17 protein-coding genes are annotated in these 19,176 nt (G+C 66.1%); 4 read left to right on the forward strand and 13 right to left on the reverse strand.

What is annotated here, in order from left to right:
* On the forward strand, positions 1–80 hold an 80-nt coding region (locus QCE49_RS26690), incomplete at its 5' end, for an IS3 family transposase (RefSeq protein WP_309806065.1).
* Between the two features lie 73 nt (positions 81–153).
* Here the strand turns inward: QCE49_RS26690 and QCE49_RS26695 are convergent.
* Both QCE49_RS26695 and gabT read right to left on the reverse strand, forming a co-directional pair.
* Positions 154–1,614, reverse strand: coding sequence for an NAD-dependent succinate-semialdehyde dehydrogenase (locus QCE49_RS26695; protein ID WP_250460787.1), 1,461 nt, complete (start codon positions 1,612–1,614; stop codon positions 154–156).
* A gap of 739 nt (positions 1,615–2,353) precedes the next feature.
* Complete coding sequence (gabT, locus tag QCE49_RS26700) at positions 2,354–3,649, reverse strand: 4-aminobutyrate--2-oxoglutarate transaminase (protein ID WP_309806605.1); 1,296 nt, start codon at positions 3,647–3,649, stop codon at positions 2,354–2,356.
* Between the two features lie 115 nt (positions 3,650–3,764).
* On the opposite strand from gabT, the gene QCE49_RS26705 reads away from it, so the two are divergent.
* Both QCE49_RS26705 and QCE49_RS26710 read left to right on the forward strand, forming a co-directional pair.
* Positions 3,765–5,252, forward strand: coding sequence for a PLP-dependent aminotransferase family protein (locus QCE49_RS26705; RefSeq protein ID WP_175979121.1), 1,488 nt, complete (start codon positions 3,765–3,767; stop codon positions 5,250–5,252).
* A 121-nt stretch (positions 5,253–5,373) separates the two neighbouring features.
* The gene (locus tag QCE49_RS26710; RefSeq protein ID WP_250458926.1) at positions 5,374–6,567 is read left to right on the forward strand and encodes a M20 aminoacylase family protein; all 1,194 of its coding nucleotides are present in this window, start codon (positions 5,374–5,376) and stop codon (positions 6,565–6,567) included.
* Between the two features lie 6 nt (positions 6,568–6,573).
* On the opposite strand, the gene QCE49_RS26715 is transcribed toward QCE49_RS26710, so the two are convergent.
* The 5 genes from QCE49_RS26715 to QCE49_RS26735 form a co-directional block, all read right to left on the reverse strand.
* A complete protein-coding gene (locus tag QCE49_RS26715; RefSeq protein ID WP_034474397.1) occupies positions 6,574–8,115 on the reverse strand; it encodes a methyl-accepting chemotaxis protein in 1,542 nt (513 codons plus the stop codon).
* Positions 8,116–8,253: 138 nt separating this feature from the next.
* A complete protein-coding gene (locus tag QCE49_RS26720; protein WP_008353824.1) occupies positions 8,254–8,415 on the reverse strand; it encodes a hypothetical protein in 162 nt (53 codons plus the stop codon).
* Positions 8,416–8,442: 27 nt separating this feature from the next.
* A complete protein-coding gene (locus tag QCE49_RS26725; RefSeq protein ID WP_008353823.1) occupies positions 8,443–9,030 on the reverse strand; it encodes a glycosyltransferase family 9 protein in 588 nt (195 codons plus the stop codon).
* A gap of 295 nt (positions 9,031–9,325) precedes the next feature.
* Positions 9,326–9,832 (reverse strand): hypothetical protein, encoded by a 507-nt coding sequence (locus QCE49_RS26730; protein ID WP_008353817.1) that lies wholly within the window; start codon positions 9,830–9,832, stop codon positions 9,326–9,328.
* A 139-nt stretch (positions 9,833–9,971) separates the two neighbouring features.
* Positions 9,972–11,468: a UdgX family uracil-DNA binding protein gene (locus QCE49_RS26735; protein ID WP_250440453.1), complete on the reverse strand. Its 1,497-nt coding sequence runs from the start codon at positions 11,466–11,468 to the stop codon at positions 9,972–9,974.
* 199 nt (positions 11,469–11,667) lie between these two features.
* Here QCE49_RS26735 and QCE49_RS26740 point away from each other — a divergent pair, with 199 nt between their 5' ends.
* Positions 11,668–12,378: a glycosyltransferase family 2 protein gene (locus QCE49_RS26740; protein WP_250440454.1), complete on the forward strand. Its 711-nt coding sequence runs from the start codon at positions 11,668–11,670 to the stop codon at positions 12,376–12,378.
* A 7-nt stretch (positions 12,379–12,385) separates the two neighbouring features.
* On the opposite strand, the gene QCE49_RS26745 is transcribed toward QCE49_RS26740, so the two are convergent.
* The 6 genes from QCE49_RS26745 to QCE49_RS26770 all read right to left on the reverse strand — a co-directional run bounded on the left by QCE49_RS26745 (position 12,386) and on the right by QCE49_RS26770 (position 19,153).
* The gene (locus tag QCE49_RS26745; RefSeq protein ID WP_250458854.1) at positions 12,386–12,973 is read right to left on the reverse strand and encodes an NTP transferase domain-containing protein; all 588 of its coding nucleotides are present in this window, start codon (positions 12,971–12,973) and stop codon (positions 12,386–12,388) included.
* 110 nt (positions 12,974–13,083) lie between these two features.
* Complete coding sequence (locus QCE49_RS26750) at positions 13,084–15,306, reverse strand: xanthine dehydrogenase family protein molybdopterin-binding subunit (protein WP_008353812.1); 2,223 nt, start codon at positions 15,304–15,306, stop codon at positions 13,084–13,086.
* Positions 15,303–16,292 carry a xanthine dehydrogenase family protein subunit M gene (locus QCE49_RS26755; RefSeq protein WP_008353811.1) on the reverse strand — a complete coding sequence of 330 codons (990 nt, stop codon included), beginning with the start codon at positions 16,290–16,292 and terminating at the stop codon, positions 15,303–15,305. The genes QCE49_RS26750 and QCE49_RS26755 overlap by 4 nt, the downstream gene beginning before the upstream one ends.
* 10 nt (positions 16,293–16,302) lie before the next feature.
* The gene (locus tag QCE49_RS26760) at positions 16,303–16,995 is read right to left on the reverse strand and encodes a (2Fe-2S)-binding protein (RefSeq protein ID WP_250435556.1); all 693 of its coding nucleotides are present in this window, start codon (positions 16,993–16,995) and stop codon (positions 16,303–16,305) included.
* A 309-nt stretch (positions 16,996–17,304) separates the two neighbouring features.
* Complete coding sequence (locus tag QCE49_RS26765; protein ID WP_250458856.1) at positions 17,305–17,820, reverse strand: isochorismatase family protein; 516 nt, start codon at positions 17,818–17,820, stop codon at positions 17,305–17,307.
* 4 nt (positions 17,821–17,824) lie between these two features.
* Positions 17,825–19,153 carry an inositol monophosphatase gene (locus QCE49_RS26770; protein WP_250458858.1) on the reverse strand — a complete coding sequence of 443 codons (1,329 nt, stop codon included), beginning with the start codon at positions 19,151–19,153 and terminating at the stop codon, positions 17,825–17,827.
* Between the last annotated feature and the right edge of the window lie 23 nt (positions 19,154–19,176).

Genomic DNA, 19,176 nt, shown 5'->3' on the forward strand with positions numbered 1-19,176 from the left:
ACTACAATCACCACCGCATCAAGCTGAAGCTGAAAGGGCTGAGTCCTGTGATGTACAGAACTCAGCCCTTAGCGGCCTAGCCCAAAACTGTCCAACTTTTGGGGTGCAGTTCAAAGCGCCGAGGCTTTTTCTTTTCGCGTCAACGAAACGCGATCACACCGCCATGCAGAGATACTTGATGACGACGTAATCGTCGATGCCGTAATGCGAGCCTTCGCGCCCGAGGCCCGACTGCTTCACGCCGCCGAACGGCGCGACTTCGTTCGAGATGAGGCCGGTGTTGATGCCCACCATGCCGTATTCCAGCGCTTCGGCGACGCGCCAGATGCGGCCGATGTCGCGGCTATAGAAGTACGCGGCGAGGCCGAACTCGGTGTCGTTGGCGAGCTGCACGACTTCGTCGTCGGACGAGAATTTGAAGATCGGCGCGAGCGGGCCGAAAGTTTCTTCCTTCGCCACTTTCATGTCCGGCGTGACGCCGGTCAGTACGGTCGGCTCAAAGAACCCGTGACCGAGCGTGTGCCGCTTGCCGCCCGAAGCGAGCGCGGCGCCTTTCGCGAGCGCGTCCGCGATATGCGATTCGACCTTTTGCACGGCCGCTTCGTTGATGAGCGGCCCGAGCGCGACGCCGCTTTCCGTGCCGCTTCCGACCTTGAGCTTGCTCGCGGCTGCCGCGAGCTTTTGCGCGAAGGCATCGTAGACGCGCTCGTGGACGTAGAAGCGGTTCGTGCACACGCAGGTTTGTCCGCTATTCCGATATTTCGATGCAATCGCGCCTTCCACGGCGGCGTCGAGATCGGCGTCGTCGAATACGATGAACGGTGCGTTGCCGCCGAGTTCCAGCGTCACCTTTTTGACGGTCGGCGCGCTTTGCGCCATCAGCAGACGGCCGACCGCCGTCGAGCCGGTGAACGACAGCTTGCGCACGATCGGATTGTCCGTCATTTCGCCGCCGATCGCTTTCGGATCGCCGGTCAGGATGCTGAGCACGCCTTTCGGCAGGCCCGCGCGTTCTGCGAGCACCGCGAGCGCGAATGCGGAGAAGGGCGTTGCTTCGGCGGGCTTCACGACGATCGGGCAGCCGGCTGCGAGCGCCGGTCCGACCTTGCGCGTGATCATCGCGGCGGGGAAGTTCCACGGCGTGATTGCGGCGCAGACGCCGATCGGTTCCTTGGTCACGACGATGCGCTTGTCGGCGGCGGGCGTGGCGAGCGTATCGCCGGCGACGCGCTTGCCTTCCTCCGCGAACCATTCGATGAACGACGCCGCGTAGGTGATTTCGCCCTTGGCTTCGGCGAGCGGCTTGCCTTGCTCGGTCGTGAGGATGAGGGCGAGATCGTCGGCGTTTGCCATCATCAGGTCGAACCAGCGGCGCAGGATGGCCGCGCGTTCCTTCGCGGTTTTTTTGCGCCAGGCGGGCCAGGCGGTGTTGGCGGCATCGATCGCGCGGCGCGTTTCGGTTGCGCCCATGTTGGGGACTTTGCCGAGGGATTCTCCCGTTGCCGGGTTCACCACTTCAAACGTTTCGCCGTTGTCGGCTTGTTGCCATTCGCCGTCGATGTACGCTGCGTGACGCAAGAGCGTCGGGTCTTTCAGGTGTTCTTTCAGGCTCATTTGCTAGTCCTTTCGGGTCGGCTCGGGGTTGTCGCTGGATCCCGTTTTCGTGTCGGCTCCGGTTTTTCGCCGGATCCCGTTTTCTTAGTGGTCTATTAGCACTGCCCCTGTGCGGGGCGGCACTTACTTTCTTTGCTGCTGCAAAGAAAGTAAGCAAAGAAAGCAGCTTCCGATACGCCCGCGGTCACACGCAGTTTGGGTAGTCCTCTCGTCGTTCGTGGGCTGCCTAAAGAGTGCCCTCATAGGCCCCATCGGGCTTGGCTCGCGCACGGTCTGTCACATCGCACCACACAACAAACTGGTTCAGCACCAAATAGCTCCAGCCCGCTTCGCGGCCGACCGGTCAATCGGGTCCGCGCGTGCTTCTCTACTAACGTCTCCATCTCACTGCAATCGCCGCCCTTTGGTTTCCCTTGCGGACCCGGCGGCAGCGCGTAGCGCTGTGCCGAAGCTCTTTCGTGCTGAACCAGTGTCCTCAGCGTTTTCGGGCGGCGGACCGTGCGCGAGCCAAGCCCGGTTGGTCCTTCGAGGGCACTCTTTAGGCGAGTGCCGCCTGGGACGAGAGAACTACCCAAATTGCGTGTGACCGCGGGCCTGAAAAGCTGCTTTCTTTGCTTACTTTCTTTGCAGCAGCAAAGAAAGTGAGTGCCGCCCCGCACAGGGGCAACGCTAATAGACCGACGCGAATACGGGATCCGGCGACCAACGCAAAACAAAAAACAAAAAACCAAAAACCAAATCAAACCGCAACGCCAACAGTCTCCGTCAACACATCTTCAAGAATACCGAGCGCCTCATCAAAAACCGCATCCTGAATGGTGAGCGGAAACAGGAACCGAACCACGTTCGAATAAACGCCACAAACCAACAGCAGCAACCCGCGCTCCAGCGCCCGCGTCTGCACGAGCTTTGCAAAAGCAGCATCCGCATCATGCGAACCGGGCTTGCAGAACTCGACCGCGATCATCCCCCCCGGCCCGCGCACATCGGCGATCTGCGGCACATCGCCCTTCAGCGCTTCGAGTTTCGCCTTCAGCTTGTCGCCGAGCACAACCGCGCGCTCGCAGAGCTCTTCATCGTCGATGATGTCGAGCACCGCATGCGCCGCCGCCACCGCCAGCGGATTGCCCGCATACGTGCCGCCGAGCCCGCCCGGCGCCGCCGCATCCATGATCTCCGCGCGCCCGACGACGCCCGACAGCGGCATCCCGCCCGCCAGCGACTTCGCGATCGTCATCAGATCCGGCACGACGCCGTGATGCTCCATCGCGAACAGCTTGCCGGTGCGCGCAAAGCCCGTCTGCACTTCATCGGCGATCAGCAGAATGCCGTGGTCATCGCAAATCTTGCGCAGGCCGCGCACGAATTCCGTCGGCGCCGGAACGAAACCGCCTTCGCCCTGCACCGGCTCGAAGATGATCGCGGCAACACGCGTCGCTTCGATATCCGCCTTGAAAAGATGCTCGATCGCGCGCAGCGAATCCTCGACGGACACGCCATGCAGCGAATTCGGGAACGGCGCATGGAACACGTCCGACGGGAACGGCCCGAAGCCGATCTTGTACGGCGCGACTTTGCCCGTGAGCGCCATGCCCAAGAGCGTGCGGCCGTGAAAGCCGCCCGTGAACGCGATCACGCCCGGCCTGCCCGTCGCGGCGCGCGCGATCTTCACCGCGTTCTCGACAGCCTCCGCGCCCGTCGTGAAAAACGCCGTCTTCTTCGCGTGCGAGCCCGGCGCGCGGGCGCTGATCTTCTCGGCGAGCGACACATACGACTCGTACGGCACGATCTGATACGCCGTGTGCGTGAAGCAGTCGAGCTGCGCGCGAATCGCCTCGACGATCTTCGGATGGCGATGCCCCGTATTGCACACCGCGATGCCCGCCGCGAAGTCGATGAAGCGGCGGCCCTCGACATCCCACAGTTCCGCGTTCTCGGCGCGCGCCGCGTAGAAATCGCACATCACGCCGACACCGCGCGGCGTCGCAGCGTTCTTGCGGGCGTGCAGATCGGCGTTCTTGAGGTTGGTGCTCACGGAAATCTCCTGGATCGTTGGTGGCCGCATCGGCCGACTGAACATAGAGACGACTATAGTAAGATTTGGCCCTCAAGTTCAGAGCCATTTCAATAAATCTATAGGAGCCAATTCGATGTCGACGCGCGCAAGCGTGCTGTCCGACTGGCTGGCGCAGCGCATCGATCGCACGAACGGCCAGCCGATCTACCGGCAATTGCATCGGCTGCTACAGCAGGCCATCCTCACGCGCGAGCTCGCGGCGGGCGCGAAAGTGCCGTCGTCGCGCTTGCTTGCCGCCGAGCTCGGCGTCGGGCGCAACACGGTGACGCAGGTCTACGAGCAACTCGCGCTCGAAGGCTACGTGTCGTCGGCGACGGGGCGCGGCACCTTCGTCGCGGACAGCACGCCCGACGACATCGTGTTCGACGACGCGCCGCCCGCGGCGATCGCGCCATCCGATGCACAATCGACGCTCTCCACGCGCGGCGCGCGGCTGATTTCGGGCGCGGGCGTGTCGAAGCGTCAGGGCGGCGCGTTCATGCCGGGCGTGCCGGACGTATCGCGGTTTCCGTCGCGCGTGTGGAACCGGCTGCACGCGAAATACTGGCGCAAGCCGCTGCCCGATCTGCTCACCTACGCGCCGGGCGGCGGCCACGCGGGACTGCGCCACGCGCTCGCGCACTATCTGCGCACGTCGCGCTCGGTGCGTTGCACGCCGGAGCAGATCGTCGTGACGACGGGCATCCATCAATCCATCGATCTCGCCGCGCGCCTGCTCGCCGATCCGGGCGACACGATCTGGACGGAGGATCCGTGCTACTGGGGCGTGCGCAGCGTTCTGCAGGTTTCGGGGCTCGATCTGAAGGCGATTCCCGTCGACGCGGAAGGCATCGCGCCGACATCCGCCGATCTCGCGTCGCCGCCGAAGCTGATGCTCGTCACGCCGTCGCATCAGTATCCGCTCGGCATGGTGATGAGCCTCGCGCGCCGCCGCATGCTGCTCGAATATGCGCGCCAGCACCGCTGCTGGATCATCGAGGACGATTACGACAGCGAATTCCGCTACGGCAGCCGGCCGCTCGCGTCGCTGCAGGGCATGGACACGGCGGGGCAGGTGATTTACGTCGGCAGTTTCGGCAAGACGCTGTTTCCGGGGCTGCGCATCGGTTATGTGGTCGTGCCGGAAGCGCTCGCGGAGAGCTTCGCGATGGCGAGCGCCGAGCTGTATCGCGAAGGGCAGTTGCTGCAGCAGGCCGTGCTCGCGGAATTCATCGAGCAGGGGCATTTCACGTCGCATATCCGGCGGATGCGCGCGCTCTACGGCCAGCGCCGCGACGCGATGCTCGCGACCATCGCCGCGCGCTACGGCGACACGCTTTCGATCGCCGGGGGCGATGCCGGGCTGCATCTCGTGCTGAAACTGCCGCGCCACGTCGATGATCGCGCGCTCGCCGCCGCCGCGCTCGCGCAGAACATCGTCGTGCGGCCGCTGTCGGGGTATTACGCGCATCGGCCGGACGCGGAATCCGGTTTGCTGATCGGATATGCATGCGTGCCGGACGACGACATCGCGCCGGCTTTCGCCACGCTCGCCGACGTGATCGACCGGTTTCTGCGCTAAAAGCGGTCGAAATTTCACGATTCGCTTACGGTCAGCGAAAAAAACGCGCGCGGAACTGGCAAGGGCGGCGCATGTGGAGGATCATGTGCGCCGTTTTCCGATCAACCGCAAGGGCTTCTCCATGACGATCTCGTCCGACCACCACTTCACCGTCATCGCCGATCTCTCCGACGACGCGCCTTCGCTGCGCGAAATTCGCCACGATATCCATCGTCATCCGGAGTTGTCGTATGAGGAGACGCGCACTGCGGCGCTCGTCGCGGAGCGGCTCGAAGAGTGGGGCTGGACGGTGACGCGCGGCGTCGGCGGGACGGGCGTCGTCGGCACGTTGAAGGCGGGCGACGGCACGAAGAGCATCGGACTGCGCGCGGACATGGACGCGCTGCCGATCATCGAGCAGAGCGGCAAGCCCTGGGCGAGCGAGACGCACGGCAAGATGCACGCGTGCGGCCACGACGGCCACACGACGATGCTTCTCGGCGCGGCGCGCCATCTCGCGCGCACGCGCAATTTCAACGGCACGGTGCATCTGTATTTTCAGCCGGCGGAAGAGCACGGCGTGCCGAGCGGCGCGCAGAAGATGATCGAGGAAGGTCTTTTCGAGCGCTTTCATTGCGACGCCGTGTTCGGCGTGCACAACCATCCCGGCGCGCAGCCCGGCACGTTCCTGTTCCGCAAGGGGCCGTTCATGGCGGCGGGCGATCAGGTGTCGATCGCGGTCGAAGGCGTCGGCGGGCACGCGGCGCGGCCGCATCTGTCGGTCGATCCGGTCGTCGTGACGGCGAGCATCGTCATGGCGCTGCAGACGATCGTCGCGCGCAACGTCGATCCGGCGCAGCCGGCCGTCGTCACTGTCGGCTCGATGCACGCCGGGACGGTCAACAACGTCATCCCGAATCGCGCGACGCTCGAACTGTCCGTGCGCTCCTTCGACCCGCAAGTGCGCGAACTGCTCAGGCGCCGCATCAAGGAACTGGTGGAATCGCAGGCGGCGAGCTACGGCGCGAGCGCGACGGTGAAGTATCTGGAAGGCTATCCGGTCGTCGTGAATTCGGACGCGGAAACGGAGTTCGCTATGGAGGTCGCGCGCGAACTGGTCGGCGCAGAGAACGTCGTCGCGCACGCCGATCTGCTGATGGGCAGCGAGGACTTCGCGTTCATGCTGCAGCAGCGGCCGGGCTCGTTCCTGCGCCTCGGCAACGGTGCGGGCGAGGACGGCTGCATGGTCCACAACCCGCACTACGATTTCAACGACAAGAATCTGCCGGTCGGCGCGGCTTACTGGGCGCGTCTCGTCGAACGATTCCTGGCGTGACCGAAATCACGCCGGCAGCCTGAAACTTCCGATCGCCTCGCGCAGCACATCGACCTGATCCTTCAGCGAATGCGCGGCGGCGGCGGCTTCCTCGACGAGCGCGGCGTTCTGCTGCGTCACCTGATCCATCTCGACGACCGCGCGGTTCACCTGCTCGATGCCCGCGCTCTGCTCGCGCGACGCGTGGCTGATCTCGTCGAGAATCTCGTTCACGCGGCGCACCGATTGCACGATTTCCGTCATCGTCGCGCCCGCGTTCGTCACGAGCGACGCGCCTTGCTCGACCGTCTGCGTCGACGTTTCGATGAGCGCCTTGATTTCCTTCGCCGCCGTCGCCGAGCGCTGCGCGAGACTGCGCACTTCCGCCGCCACGACCGCGAAGCCGCGTCCCTGTTCGCCCGCGCGCGCCGCTTCGACCGCCGCATTCAGCGCGAGGATGTTCGTCTGGAACGCGATGCCGTCGATCACGCCGATGATGTCGCCGATCTGCTGCGAGCTCGCGGTGATGCGCGTCATCGTGTCGATGACGTCGTCGACCACGCCGCTGCCGCGCGTCGCCACGTCCGCCGCCTGCTCCGCGAGACGCGCCGCCTGCGCGGCGCTCTCCGCGTTGTTCTTCACGTTCGCGGTCATCTGGTCCATGCTCGACGCGGTCTGCACGAGCGCCGCGGCCTGTTCCTCGGTGCGCTGCGACAGATCGGTGTTGCCCGCCGCGATCTCCGACGCGCCCACGTTGATGTTGTCCGTGCCGCTGCGCACGCGCGACACGGTATCGACGAGACCGCTCTGCATCACGCTGAGCGCGTGCAACAGACTTGTCGTGTCGTTCGGACGGACGTCGACGCTGCTCGTCAGATCGCCACGCGCGATGCGATGCGCCGCGTCGACCGCCAGTTCGAGCTCGCCGCCGAGATTGCGTTTGATGCTGCGCAGAACGATGAGCATCGCGGCCGTCGCGAAGCCGCCGAGCACGGCCGTGATCGCGAGCCAGCGCAGCGCGCTTGCCCAGAACGCGCTCTGCACGTCGTCCATGTACATGCCGGTGACGATGTACCAGTCCCACTGCCCGAAGCGCTGCGAGTAGGAGAGCTTGCCGACTGGCTTGTCGCTGCCGGGCTTCGGCCACAGATAGCTGATGAAGCCGCCGCCGGGCTGATCGCCCGCCTTGACGATATCGACGAACAGGCGAGTGCCCGCCGGATCGGCATAACTCGAGAGATCCTGCCCGTTCATCGCGGACTTGATCGGGTGCATCACCATCCTCGGATGCGAGTCGTTGATCGAGAGATAGCCGTCCGTGCCGTAGCGGATCGCGCCGACCACTTCCAGCGCGCGCTTTTTCGCTTCGTCTTCGGTGAGCGTCTTGTTCGCGGCGAGCGCCGCGTAGTGCGCGGTGATCGAGTGCGCCTCGTTGACGAGCGTCTTCAACTGCTCCTTGCGGTCGTCGATCATCGACGTCCGGTTTTGCCATGCCCCGATGATCCCGATCGCGATCAAGCCGATCCACAGCACGGCGATCAACGAGCCGAGCTTCTTGTTCAACGTCATTCTGTTCATGTTGCGCCCGTCGCCTGTTTGCGTTGTATTCGCGTTGTCGTTTGCGACGGCGCACGCCGCCGCATGCCCGCTTTACGGCAGGCATGGGCGGCGAATGTAGGGCGGGAATTCCCGTAGGGAGGCGTCGGATCAGAGACGCCGGATCGGATCCTTGTCGGGCGGCGCGTCGGGATGCTGCGGCTCCTCCGGCCGATGACCGGGCGAAGGCGGCGTGAGCGGATCGGCTTCCGGATCGCGGTTCGGGTCCGCGACGGGATCCGGAACGGGATTGGTCTGCATGTCGAATTTCATGATGTCCCCCGAAAGGTGGCTCTTCGTCTATGCCGATTCGTGCGCCGCCGGCATGTGCAGCGTGAACGGCTCGCCCGGATGCGCGCCGCCGGTGTGCGAGAGCGCGTCGCGGGCGTGTGCGGCGATCGCGTCGCTGCCGGTGTCGCGCGGATGTTCGTCGAGCACGATATGCGGCGTGCCGAGCGCGCGGGCGGCGGCGACGGGCGAGGACGCTTCGGCGTCGTCGGACAGGAGCAGCCGCGCATTGGCGATCAGGCGCGGCAGCGTCGCCGGCGCGACGGCGCCCGCGAGAAAGAGCGCGGCCGTCTGCATCGCGCCGAGCACGCCGGCGGTGCGCTCGGGATCGGGCGAATCGCCGACGATCGCGATCTGCCAGCCATCGGCGGCGAGCTGGTCGGCGACATCGGCATATCGTTCGGCGGGCCAGGCGGGCGCGGCGTGATGGCTGCCCGGATGGATCAGCACCAGGCGCTCGCGCTCGATGCCGTGGAACGCGGCGAGCGTGTCGTAATCGTCGCTCCCGTCACGCGCGGCGGCGGGCGGGGCGCTCGGCGCGTCGGGGACGAGCGTTGTCGTGAGGTCGTCGCTCAACGTGGAAAGGGGATTGGCTCGCATCTTGGCTCCTGCAAGTGGCGTGGCCTCGCTCGATTCGGCGCAACTCGCGGGGCCGCGCGCTTGGCAAGCACCCGCCATGCCCGGCGTGTTTGCGGCAGGTTCCGCCTGAAAATGCCCGCGTTGGACACAGATTGCGTTCCGAAGCGTGACAGTTTGAGCGTCGATTGCGGCATCTGTCACGTATTGAAGGAGGCGCGGCGGCGCTCGTCAAGGCGCGAAGTTTTCAGCGTCGATGTAAAAAAGCCGCCACCTCGCGATGGCGAGGCGGCGGCTTGGATGCGGCGTCGAGCGGCGCTCAGGTTTCCGTGTTGCCGTCGGCGGCGGGCAGCGTCTTCGGCGTGAACGCTTCGGCGCGGCGGCGGATGCCGTCGACTTCGCCAGTCACGAACGTGCGCTTGTCCGCGGCGAGCGCTTCCTGATACGACACGCCTTCCGGCACGCGATGCAGCAGCGCGCGCAATTCGCCTTGCGTCGTCTGCTCGACGGGCTCGTAGTCGTAAAGACCGAGCTCCAGTTCGGCGCGCTCGTGCAGGATGAACAGGCACGACGCGAACACCGCGACGCCGAGCACTTCCTGCACGCCGAAGCGGAATGCGTGCGGCACAGGCGAGAACGGCAGCCACGCGATGAGCGCGACGCCCGCGAGCGCCACCGCGATGGTCACGTTGAGCAGCAATTGCAGACGCGCGACGATGCGCTCGCGTTCGGTCTTCAGTTGCCCGGCCGATTTCGGCACGAGCGCGCGTGTGTGCAAGCCCTGCGATTGTTGACGGCGGAGTTCTTCGAGCGGGAGAGCGGCCATTTGGGTGTGATGTGGACCATCGGTGAGCGCCAGTCGGCGCGACACCGGTATAACGCGCGGCTTACAGGAACGTTGACGACGCTTTCGTCTTGTTGCGTCCTGTTGCGTCCTGTTTCGTCCTGTTGCATCTGCGGCTCGCTCAGCGCGTCGGGTCCTTCACCGGCGTGCGGATGGTCGCGGTGCCGTCGGCGATCTGCTGCGCGAAAACGAGCGCCTCGACGATCGTCCCGAAGACTTCCGCGCGCACTTTGTCGTCGGCGAGGCGCATCAGATACGACGGGTGATACGTCGGCACGATGATGTGCCCCTTATGCTCGATGGTCTTGCCGAGATACTCGGACAACGCCGTGCGATGCCCCGTGAGCGCCTTGAGCGCCGTCGCCCCGAGCGCGACGACGACTTTCGGCCCGATGCGCTTCAGTTCTTCGTCGAGCCAGTAGCGGCAGGCTTCGCGTTCGCGCTGCGCGGGCGCGAGATGCGCGCGCTCCTCGCCTTGCGCTTCCCATTTGAAATGCTTCACCGCGTTGGTCAGATAGAGCGATTCGCGCGCGATCTGCGCCTCGGCGAGCGCTTCGTCGAGCAGCTTGCCCGCCTGACCGACGAACGGCTTGCCCTCGCGGTCTTCCTGATCGCCCGGCTGCTCGCCGACCAGCATCACGCGGGCGTCGCCGGGACCGACGCCCGGCACCGCCTGCGTCGCGTTGCGCCACAGCGCGCAGCGCCTGCATGCATCGAGCGACGGCGGCTCGATCAGCATCGTGCCCTTGATCGGCTCCAGATCCGTGTTGATGGCGACTTCCATGTCGGGCGGCACATTACGCGGATGACGGTCGCGCCGCGAATAGGGATCGGCGCGGGAGATCAGCGCGGGATCGGTGCGCGCGTTCTCCGGGCTTTTCCAGTAGCGCACCGGCATATGCGACGCCATTTCGGCGGCGTTTTCCTGCGCCGGCGCGAACGTGCTCTCGTAATACGCGAGCCAGAGCGCCTCGATGGCGTCGCCGCTGATGGCTTCGCCGCTCATCGCGGTGTCGCCGAAATCCATCGGCTTTTCTTCCGGCTCGCTCGTGCGGTCCACGCGCAGGAGCGCGCCGTCCCAGAACGCGGCGCCGTGCGGCGTGGCGATCATCCACGTGGCGCTGCCCATGCGCGTGGCGAAGTGCATCGCGGCGTGCTCCAGCACATCGTGCACCGGCTCGAACCAGCTGATGAACTCGGGCGGCCCGAGCGACGAATCGCGATGCCGGAAACGCAGCACTCTGCGCATTTCGCTTTCTTCGGCCTCGACCGATTCGATCATGCGCCGCAGCCGATGCCCGTCCGGATCTTCCGGCGAGGCGATCGCGCGGTCGCCCTGCGTCCAGCGCCACAGCGCCTTGTAGAGAAACCGCCAGCGGTCGGGCGCGCGATAGCACGCCGCCGTTTCGAGCATGGCGAGGAATTCGCGCGCGATCTTGACCGGCTTCTTCGCATTCGGATCCGACGGGCCACGCGACGCAACGATGGAGCCGAACACCGTTGCCGATGCATCGGTTTCGAGCCATTCCACGTCTTCCGGGCGCGCGTCTTCCATGAGGAGATTGCGCGCCTCGGTACGCCAGGCAGCGAACGACGGATCGATGGTGACGCTTTTCATCGGCGAGCGGAATCATAAAAGCACTGTATATCCATACAGTAATTCTAGCGATTCCCGCCGCTTTTCAGCAACTATTTAGAGACGATCGCGCCCTTATACGGCGGAGCGGCCCGCCATTCACGGGAACGGCCATTGCTGAAATTCATCCATCGCGCCGTCTCGATTGCCAACGGAAAAAAACTCACACACGGAGCCGCCAATGCTTGCCATCGTCATTCCTGCTCACAACGAAGCCGCGCATATCGGCGCGTGCGTCGCGGCTGCACGTCGCGCGGCAGATCATCATCAACTGCTTGGCGAGGCGGCGCGCGTGATCGTCGTCGCCGACAGTTGCAGCGATGACACCGCCGCCATCGCGCGGGCGCTGGGCGCGGAAGTGACGTGCATCGAAGCGTGCAATGTCGGCGTCGCGCGCGCGCATGGCGCACAGCGGGCGCTGGCGCTGGGCGCGCGCTGGCTCGCATTCACCGATGCCGATACGACCGTCGCCGCAGACTGGCTCGTGCGCCAGCTCGACTGCTGCGCGGACGCGGTGTGCGGCGTGATCGGCGTGCGCGACTGGTCGCCGCATATCGGCGCGGTGCGCGAGCACTTCGGGCGCACTTATACCGATGCGGACGGGCATCGGCATATTCACGGCGCGAACATGGGCGTGTCGGCGAGCGCGTACGTGAAGGCGGGCGGATTTGCGCCGCTGGAGACGAGCGAGGACGTGGCGCTCGTCGAAGCGCTGATGGCGACCGGCGCACGGATCGAGTGGAGTGCGTCGCCGCGCGTGGTGACGAGCGCGCGGACGGATTTCCGGGCGAAGAAGGGATTCGGCGCGACGCTGCTCGACGTCAGCCGGCGCTATCTGCCGATCGGCGCCGACGCCGAAGATTCGGCGGAAACGGCGGCGATCGCGGCTTAAGTCGCGCTCAAGTCTGCCCGAGGTCGCTCGGCAAATCCACGTCGCGCAGCACGTTCGCATCGTCCACTCCGACGATGAACGGCTTGTGCGTCGTGAAGATGGCGCGTGCGCCCGCGTCGCCGTCGAGCGTGGCGAGCATCTCGCGATGCGCGATGCCGAAGCCCACCGGATGCCCGCGCTTGCCACGATGGAACGGCGCGACGAGCGCTTCCCCGCCGTCGAGCGCACGCGCGACCGCTTCATACGACGACGCTTCGATCCACGGCATGTCGCCGAGCGCGACGAGCCAGCCATCGGCTTCGGACGTCGCGCGCACGGCCGCGGCGAGCGTCGCGCCCATGCCGCGCTCGGCGTCGACGCTGAAGATGACGTTGCAGCCTGCTTCGTTGAGCACGTCGGCGAGCTTTTCGGCGCCGGGACGCACGACCGCGATCACTTCGGCGCACACGGCGAGCAGCCTGCGCGCCGACTGGAACACGATGGACGTTCCGTCGGGCAGGGTGGCGAGCAGCTTGTTGTGGAGTCCGGACGGGTCGAAACGGGTGCCGAGACCCGCCGCCAGCAGAATGCCGGTCGCGTTCGACGAATAGGTCATCGCGGGTGCTCGTGTGGGGATGAATCGCGATTGTGCGGCGCATCGAACGGCGTCGCAAGCATAAAAAAACACACGGCGGCCGGGCGGACCGCCGGGTGCGTCGTTTCACTTCACGCCATCGTCGGCGGCAGGATTTTGTCGAGCGTAATCGGCAGATCGCGCACACGCACCCCCGTCGCGTGATACACCGCGTTGCCGAGCGCGCCTGCCACGCCCGTAATGCCGATCTCGCCGATGCCCCGCGCGCCGTGCGGATTGATATGCGGGTCCGGCTCGCCGACGAACGCGATATCCAGCATGCCGATATCCGCGTTCACCGGGACGTGATATTCCGCGAGATTCGCGTTCGTATAGCGCCCGTAGCGCGAATCCATCTCGCTCTTTTCCAGCAGCGCCGAGCCGACGCCCCACACGATGCCGCCCATCAACTGGCTATGCGCGGTCTTTTCGTTGAAGAGCGTGCCGACGTCGTACACGCCGACGATGCGCGGCACGCGGATGATCCCGAGGTCCGCATCGACATGCACTTCCGCGAACACCGCGCCGAACGAGTGAAACGAATACTGCTTTTTCTCGTCGCCGGGCCGGGTCGTGGCGATCGCCTCGATCGGCTTGCCGCCGTTGCGCGCGATGATCGCCGCCGCGGGATCGCGCTTGTCAGGATTCGACAGGCTCACGACCCAGCCGTTGGACACGGTCACGTCCTCGCGCGCGAGACCGGCGACGGGCGATCCGCGATCCGCGAGCGCCATCGCGATGAGTTGATCGCGCGCCTCCATCGACGCCGCCCGCACCGCCGGCGACACGCTCGCCGCCGATTGCGAGCCGCCCGAGACCGGCGCCTTCGGCAAGGACGAATCGCCGAGCGCGAAGCGCACGTAATCGAGCGGAAAGCCGAGCGCGTCGGCGGCGACCTGCGTCATGATCGTGTACGTGCCGGTGCCGAGATCCTGCGTGCCGGACGCGACCATCGCGGTGCCGTCGGGCAGGATGCGCGCCACCGCCGACGCCTCGCTGCGATTCGCCGGATACGTCGCCGTCGCCACGCCCCAGCCGATGAGCGTATTGCCTTCGCGCATCGACTTCGGCGCGTGGTTGCGCTTGGACCAGCCGAAGGTATCCGCGCCGCGCCGATAGCATTCGAGCAGCGCCTTCTCCGACCACGGCTTCTTCTCCTGCGGCTCCATGTTCGCGTGATTCTTGATGCGAAACGCGAGCGGATCCATGTTCAGTCGATACGCCATTTCGTCCATCGCCGATTCGAGCGCGAACGAGCCGCTCGTCTCGCCGGGCGCGCGCATGAAGGTCGGCGTGCCGATGTCGAGCTTGACCAGCTTGTGCGACGTCGACTGGTTCGGCACCGCGTACAGCATGCGCGTGACGATCGCGGAGCTTTCGGTCCAGTCCTCGAACGTCGATGTCGTCGAAACGACGTCGTGACGCATGCCGGTCATGATGCCGTCGTCGCGCGCGCTCACCTGAAAGCGCTGCTCGGTGAATGGCCGGTTGCCGACCATGCCGAACATCTGCGGCCGTTCGAGCACGAGCTTGACGGGGCGGCCGGTCTGCTTCGACGCCATCGCCGCCAGCACGACGTGCGACCACACCGACCCCTTGCAGCCGAAGCCGCCGCCGACGAACGGGCAGATCACGCGCACGTTCTCATCGGAGATGCCGAAGAACTTCGCGACCGCGCTTTTCGCGCCGGACACGCCTTGCGTCGCGTCGTAGAGCGTGAGATTCGGGCCGTCCCAACGCGCGACGGTCGCGTGCGGCTCCATCGGATTGTGATGTTCGTACGGCGTCGTGTAGACGGCGTCGAGGCGCGTCGGGCCTTGTTTCAAACCGGCGTCGACGTCGCCGCGTTTCGTCGTGATCGCGCGGCCCATCATCTTTTCCGGCTGATACGCCGAGGCCTTCGCGCGCGTGAAATCCGCGTTGGGCATCGCGGCTTCGTAGCGCACGTCGACGTAACGCGCCGCGCCTTGCGCGTGCTCCAGCGAGTCCGCGACGACGACCGCGACCGGCTCGTTGCTGTAGCGCACCTCGTTGGTCTGCAAGAGCGTCAGCTTGCGCACGGCGGGCGGCTGCGCGTCAGGGACGCCGTTGTTCGGCAGGCGCATCGCGTTCCGATACGTCATCACAAGAAGCACGCCGGGCATCGATTGCGCGCGGCTCGTGTCGATCGACGCGATACGGCCGTGCGCGACCGTGCTCGTGACGATGACCGCGTGCGCGAGCTTGGCGTCGGTGTTGTCGGCGGAATAGCGTGCCTGGCCGGTGACTTTCAGCACGCCGTCGGTGCGATCGAGCGGTTTTCCGATGACAGTCATGCGACACCTCCGGCCTGTTGAACCGCGCGCACGATCGCGCGCTGCGCGAGCACGATCTTGAACGCGTTGTCGCGCTGCGGCTGGGCGCCCTGTACGGCGAGCGCGGCGGCGTTCTGCAGCGTGGCTTTATCGAGCGATTGGCCGACGAGCGCGCGTTCGGTCGCGTTCGCGCGCCACGGCTTGTGCGCGACGCCGCCGAGCGCGATGCGCGCGCTCTTCACCGTGTTGCCGTCCATCTGCAACGCGGCCGCGACCGATACCAGCGCGAACGCATAACTCGCGCGGTCGCGCACTTTCAGATACTTCGAGTGCGCGGCGAAGAGCGGCGGCGGCAGATCGACCGACGTGATGAGCTCGCCTGCGTGCAAGGTCGTGTCGAGCTCGGGCCTGTCGCCCGGCAGCCGATGAAACTCCGCGAACGGAATCGTCCGCTCGCCGTTCGGGCCCGCGACGCGCACGACGGCATCGAGCGCCGCGAGCGCGACGCTCATGTCGGACGGATTCGTCGCGATGCACTGACGGCTCGCGCCGAGAATCGCGTGCATGCGATTGTTGCCGTCGATGGCCGCGCAGCCGCTGCCCGGCGAGCGCTTGTTGCATTGAGGAAAGCCGGTGTCGTAGAAGTACGCGCAACGCGTGCGCTGCATCAGATTGCCCCCGACGGTCGCCATGTTGCGCAGTTGCGCCGATGCGCCCGCGAGCAGCGCCTGCGACAGAAGCGGATAGCGTTCGCGCACCCACGCATGATTGGCGGCGTCGCTGTTGCGCACGAGCGCGCCCAGGCGCAGACCGCCATCGGGCAGGGCGGTGATGCCATTCAGGCCGTCGATGTGCGTGATGTCGACGAGCCTCATCGGCCGCATGACGCCGCCTTTCATCAGGTCGAGCAGATTCGTGCCGCCGCCGATGAACATCGTGCCCGGCTGGCTCGCGGCCGCGAGCGCCGCGCCAATATCCGGCGCGCGCTGATAGGAGATCGCGTCCATGTGCGTCTCCTTACGCGTTGCCCGACGCGACGGCTTTTACCGCCGCGACGATGTTCGGATACGCGCCGCATCGACAGATGTTGCCGCTCATGCGCTCGCGAATTTCGTCGTCGGAGAGTTGCGCGGGGCGAAAGCGCACGTCGGCCGTGACCGCGCTCGCGTCGCCGTTGCGATATTCGGCGATGAGCGCCGTCGCCGAGCACAATTGCCCCGGCGTGCAGTAGCCGCACTGAAAGGCGTCCTTCTCGATGAACGCGCGCTGGATCGGCGCGAGCGTGTCGCCGTCGGGCGCGAGGCCTTCGACGGTCGTGACGGATTCGCCGTCGTGCATCACCGCGAGCGTCAGGCACGAGTTGATGCGCCGGCCCGACACGATCACCGTACACGCGCCGCACTGGCCGCGGTCGCAGCCTTTCTTCGTGCCGGTGAGGTTGGCGTATTCGCGCAGCGCGTCGAGGAGCGTCGTGCGCGCCTCGACCTGCAGTTCATACGGATGGCCGTTGATGGTGAGCTTCACGGGCAACATCGGCGTGGCGGCGGGCGGCGGCGCCAAGGCAGGCGTCGCGGCCGGTTGCTGCGCGTGCGCGTGCGGCGCGGCGGTCACTGCTGCGGCCGCGGCGGCGGATTGCAGGAAACGACGGCGCGACGGCTTTTGCGCCGCGTCGCTGGCGTCGTCGTGAGGATGGGTATCGGCTGGGGACATGGCGATCGGTTGCTCCTCGCTCGTTCGGAAGGGCGTCGACGGGCTCAAGTCTTCACGGGGATTCGCTCGCAGCCGATTGCGACGGATCGGGCGGAGCGCCGATGCTCGAGTCCTCGGGGCGGCGCAAGAGGCGCGGTTCGCGATCGTTCGGCAACTGTAAGGGAACCGAACGTTCGTCGAGCCGCAATCGCAGACTACAGCAAGTGGGGTGCCATGCGCTCGGGACGGACGCTGGCTGGCTTATGAGCGGGCCGTGCGGGTAAATGCTGCATGCGCGCGTAAAACTAACGGTCTGGTTCGAAACCCACGTCACTTGATCAGCGCAAGCACGTCCCGAAAGCGCGGATGCCGGCAACTGCCCATCCATCCGAAGATCGTCGTTTCGACCGTCGTGAGCCGCGCGCCGTCCTGCCGCGCCCGTTCGATCGCGACGGCGCGATCCGCGGCTCGCCGCGACGCGACCGCGTCCGCCACGAATTCCACGCGATAGCCGAGCCGCAACACTCCGAGCACCGTCAGCAGCACGCACACATGCGCCTCCGCGCCGGCGACCCACAGCGTCGCGGGCGCGGGCGGCAGCGCATCGACGAACGCGGGTTCGAGCGTCGCATCGAATGTGTGCTTTTCGACGACTTTCGCCGACCGGAGATCGACGGGCAGGCTTTCGACCGTCCGGCCGAGCCCGCGCGGATTCTGCTCCGTAAAAAGCACCGGCACGTCGAGCAGGTTCGCCGCGCGCAAGAGCGTGCCGGCGCGCTCCGTCAGACGTTGCGCGCCATCCAGATGCGGCAGGAGCCGCGCCTGCACGTCGACGATGACGAGCATCGCGTCAGGCCTCGCTCTCCATGATCCAATCGATGAGCCGCGCGTTCTCGCCCGCGGAGCCGATGCCCGCATGCTTGGCCATCGGCACGAAGAAGTGCGTGGCGATCGGCAGCTTCGAGCGTTCGAGCCAGTTGGTCAGATGCGCGGCGAGGCGCTTCGCCGGCGTCTTCAGTTCCTCGCGCAGCACGCCGGGCAGCTTCTCGAAGTGCCGCATGTCGGTCTGATACGGCTCGGGCGCGACGCACAGCGCGTTCGGCCGGCCATCGACATCGACGGGAAGGCGTTCCAGCGCCTGATGCAGCAGCGCGACGCCGAGGCCCTCGCCGCGCCACGGCTTTCTCACTTCCCACAGGCTGATGTAAATCACGCGATGCGCGTTGTAGACCTCGCACAGCTTCTCCGGACCGAGCGCTTCCGTCGATGCGAGCGCGAGCGAGAGCATTTCGCCCGAGTAAGTGTCGAGCGTGTAGACGAGATCGGCGCTGCTCGTGAGCGGCGGCACCTTGACGAGTTTCAGCCGCACCGCCGCCGCGACGATATCGCTGCCCGCCTCGTGGAAGACGGCGAACGCGGTGCCGAGCCGCTCGTCGTCGACCTGCGGGTATTCGTGGCGATAGGTCATCGTGAAGAGAAACGGCCCGATCTTCTCGCGATACGCGAGCGGCCTGTCGACGTCGTAATCGTCGACGCCGTCGAGACCGTACGGATCGTAATCGCGCTTTTCTCGCCGCTCGCCGTTTTGCGCGGCGGCGAGCGCCGCGAGCGGACGGCGCGATTCCGGCACGAGATCCTCCGGCAAACCTTCCCAGCTCAGACGCAAAAACTCCCGTCCGCCGCGATAGTGCGTCTCGAAGAGCGAAAGAACCGGCTCGCCCGCGACCGGATCGAGAATGCGCTGGGCGCACTCGTAGGCGCGGTCGAGCAGCTGATCGGCTTCGGCGGGATCGGGCGCGAGATGCGGCTCGCTGCCTTGCGGCTCGGCGGGCAAGCCTTTTGCAACGCGTTCCTTGTGCGCGAGTTCGAGCCATTCGTCGGCCGCGCGTTCGGCGATGAAACCCGCCGCGATGCGATAGCCCGTCAGCACGATCGACTGGCCGGTGCGGCCGAGCGGGAACACGTACTCGTCGTTCATGACGTCGTCGACGGTGACGCCGCGGAACGTTTCGCGCGGCGCGTTCGCATTCGCGACCGCATCGAAGCGATCATGCGACAGCACCTGGGCGACGAGGTCGGATGCGGCCGGACCGAACTCCGATCCGGCGCCGGGAAGCAGCTTCAGCAGGGACAAGGTACTCGCGGTATACGTGGTGCCGGTCGTGCTTGGTGTGCTCATGAGTGCCATCTCCGATCGTGAAG

The sequence above is a fragment of the Caballeronia sp. LZ008 genome, assembly GCF_031451435.1.
Classification (GTDB): domain Bacteria; phylum Pseudomonadota; class Gammaproteobacteria; order Burkholderiales; family Burkholderiaceae; genus Caballeronia; species Caballeronia zhejiangensis.

Excerpts from the sequence above, each read along its gene's own strand:
- QCE49_RS26695 (WP_250460787.1), bottom strand. The coding sequence starts at position 1,614 with ATGAGCCTGAAAGAACACCTGAAAGACCCGACGCTCTTGCGTCACGCA.
- QCE49_RS26705 (WP_175979121.1), top strand. The coding sequence starts at position 3,765 with ATGTCGACGCGCGCAAGCGTGCTGTCCGACTGGCTGGCGCAGCGCATC.
- QCE49_RS26710 (WP_250458926.1), top strand. The coding sequence starts at position 5,374 with ATGACGATCTCGTCCGACCACCACTTCACCGTCATCGCCGATCTCTCC.
- QCE49_RS26715 (WP_034474397.1), bottom strand. The coding sequence starts at position 8,115 with ATGACGTTGAACAAGAAGCTCGGCTCGTTGATCGCCGTGCTGTGGATC.
- QCE49_RS26720 (WP_008353824.1), bottom strand. The coding sequence starts at position 8,415 with ATGAAATTCGACATGCAGACCAATCCCGTTCCGGATCCCGTCGCGGAC.
- QCE49_RS26725 (WP_008353823.1), bottom strand. The coding sequence starts at position 9,030 with ATGCGAGCCAATCCCCTTTCCACGTTGAGCGACGACCTCACGACAACG.
- QCE49_RS26730 (WP_008353817.1), bottom strand. The coding sequence starts at position 9,832 with ATGGCCGCTCTCCCGCTCGAAGAACTCCGCCGTCAACAATCGCAGGGC.
- QCE49_RS26735 (WP_250440453.1), bottom strand. The coding sequence starts at position 11,468 with ATGAAAAGCGTCACCATCGATCCGTCGTTCGCTGCCTGGCGTACCGAG.
- QCE49_RS26740 (WP_250440454.1), top strand. The coding sequence starts at position 11,668 with ATGCTTGCCATCGTCATTCCTGCTCACAACGAAGCCGCGCATATCGGC.
- QCE49_RS26745 (WP_250458854.1), bottom strand. The coding sequence starts at position 12,973 with ATGACCTATTCGTCGAACGCGACCGGCATTCTGCTGGCGGCGGGTCTC.
- QCE49_RS26750 (WP_008353812.1), bottom strand. The coding sequence starts at position 15,306 with ATGACTGTCATCGGAAAACCGCTCGATCGCACCGACGGCGTGCTGAAA.
- QCE49_RS26755 (WP_008353811.1), bottom strand. The coding sequence starts at position 16,292 with ATGGACGCGATCTCCTATCAGCGCGCGCCGGATATTGGCGCGGCGCTC.
- QCE49_RS26760 (WP_250435556.1), bottom strand. The coding sequence starts at position 16,995 with ATGTCCCCAGCCGATACCCATCCTCACGACGACGCCAGCGACGCGGCG.
- QCE49_RS26765 (WP_250458856.1), bottom strand. The coding sequence starts at position 17,820 with ATGCTCGTCATCGTCGACGTGCAGGCGCGGCTCCTGCCGCATCTGGAT.
- QCE49_RS26770 (WP_250458858.1), bottom strand. The coding sequence starts at position 19,153 with ATGAGCACACCAAGCACGACCGGCACCACGTATACCGCGAGTACCTTG.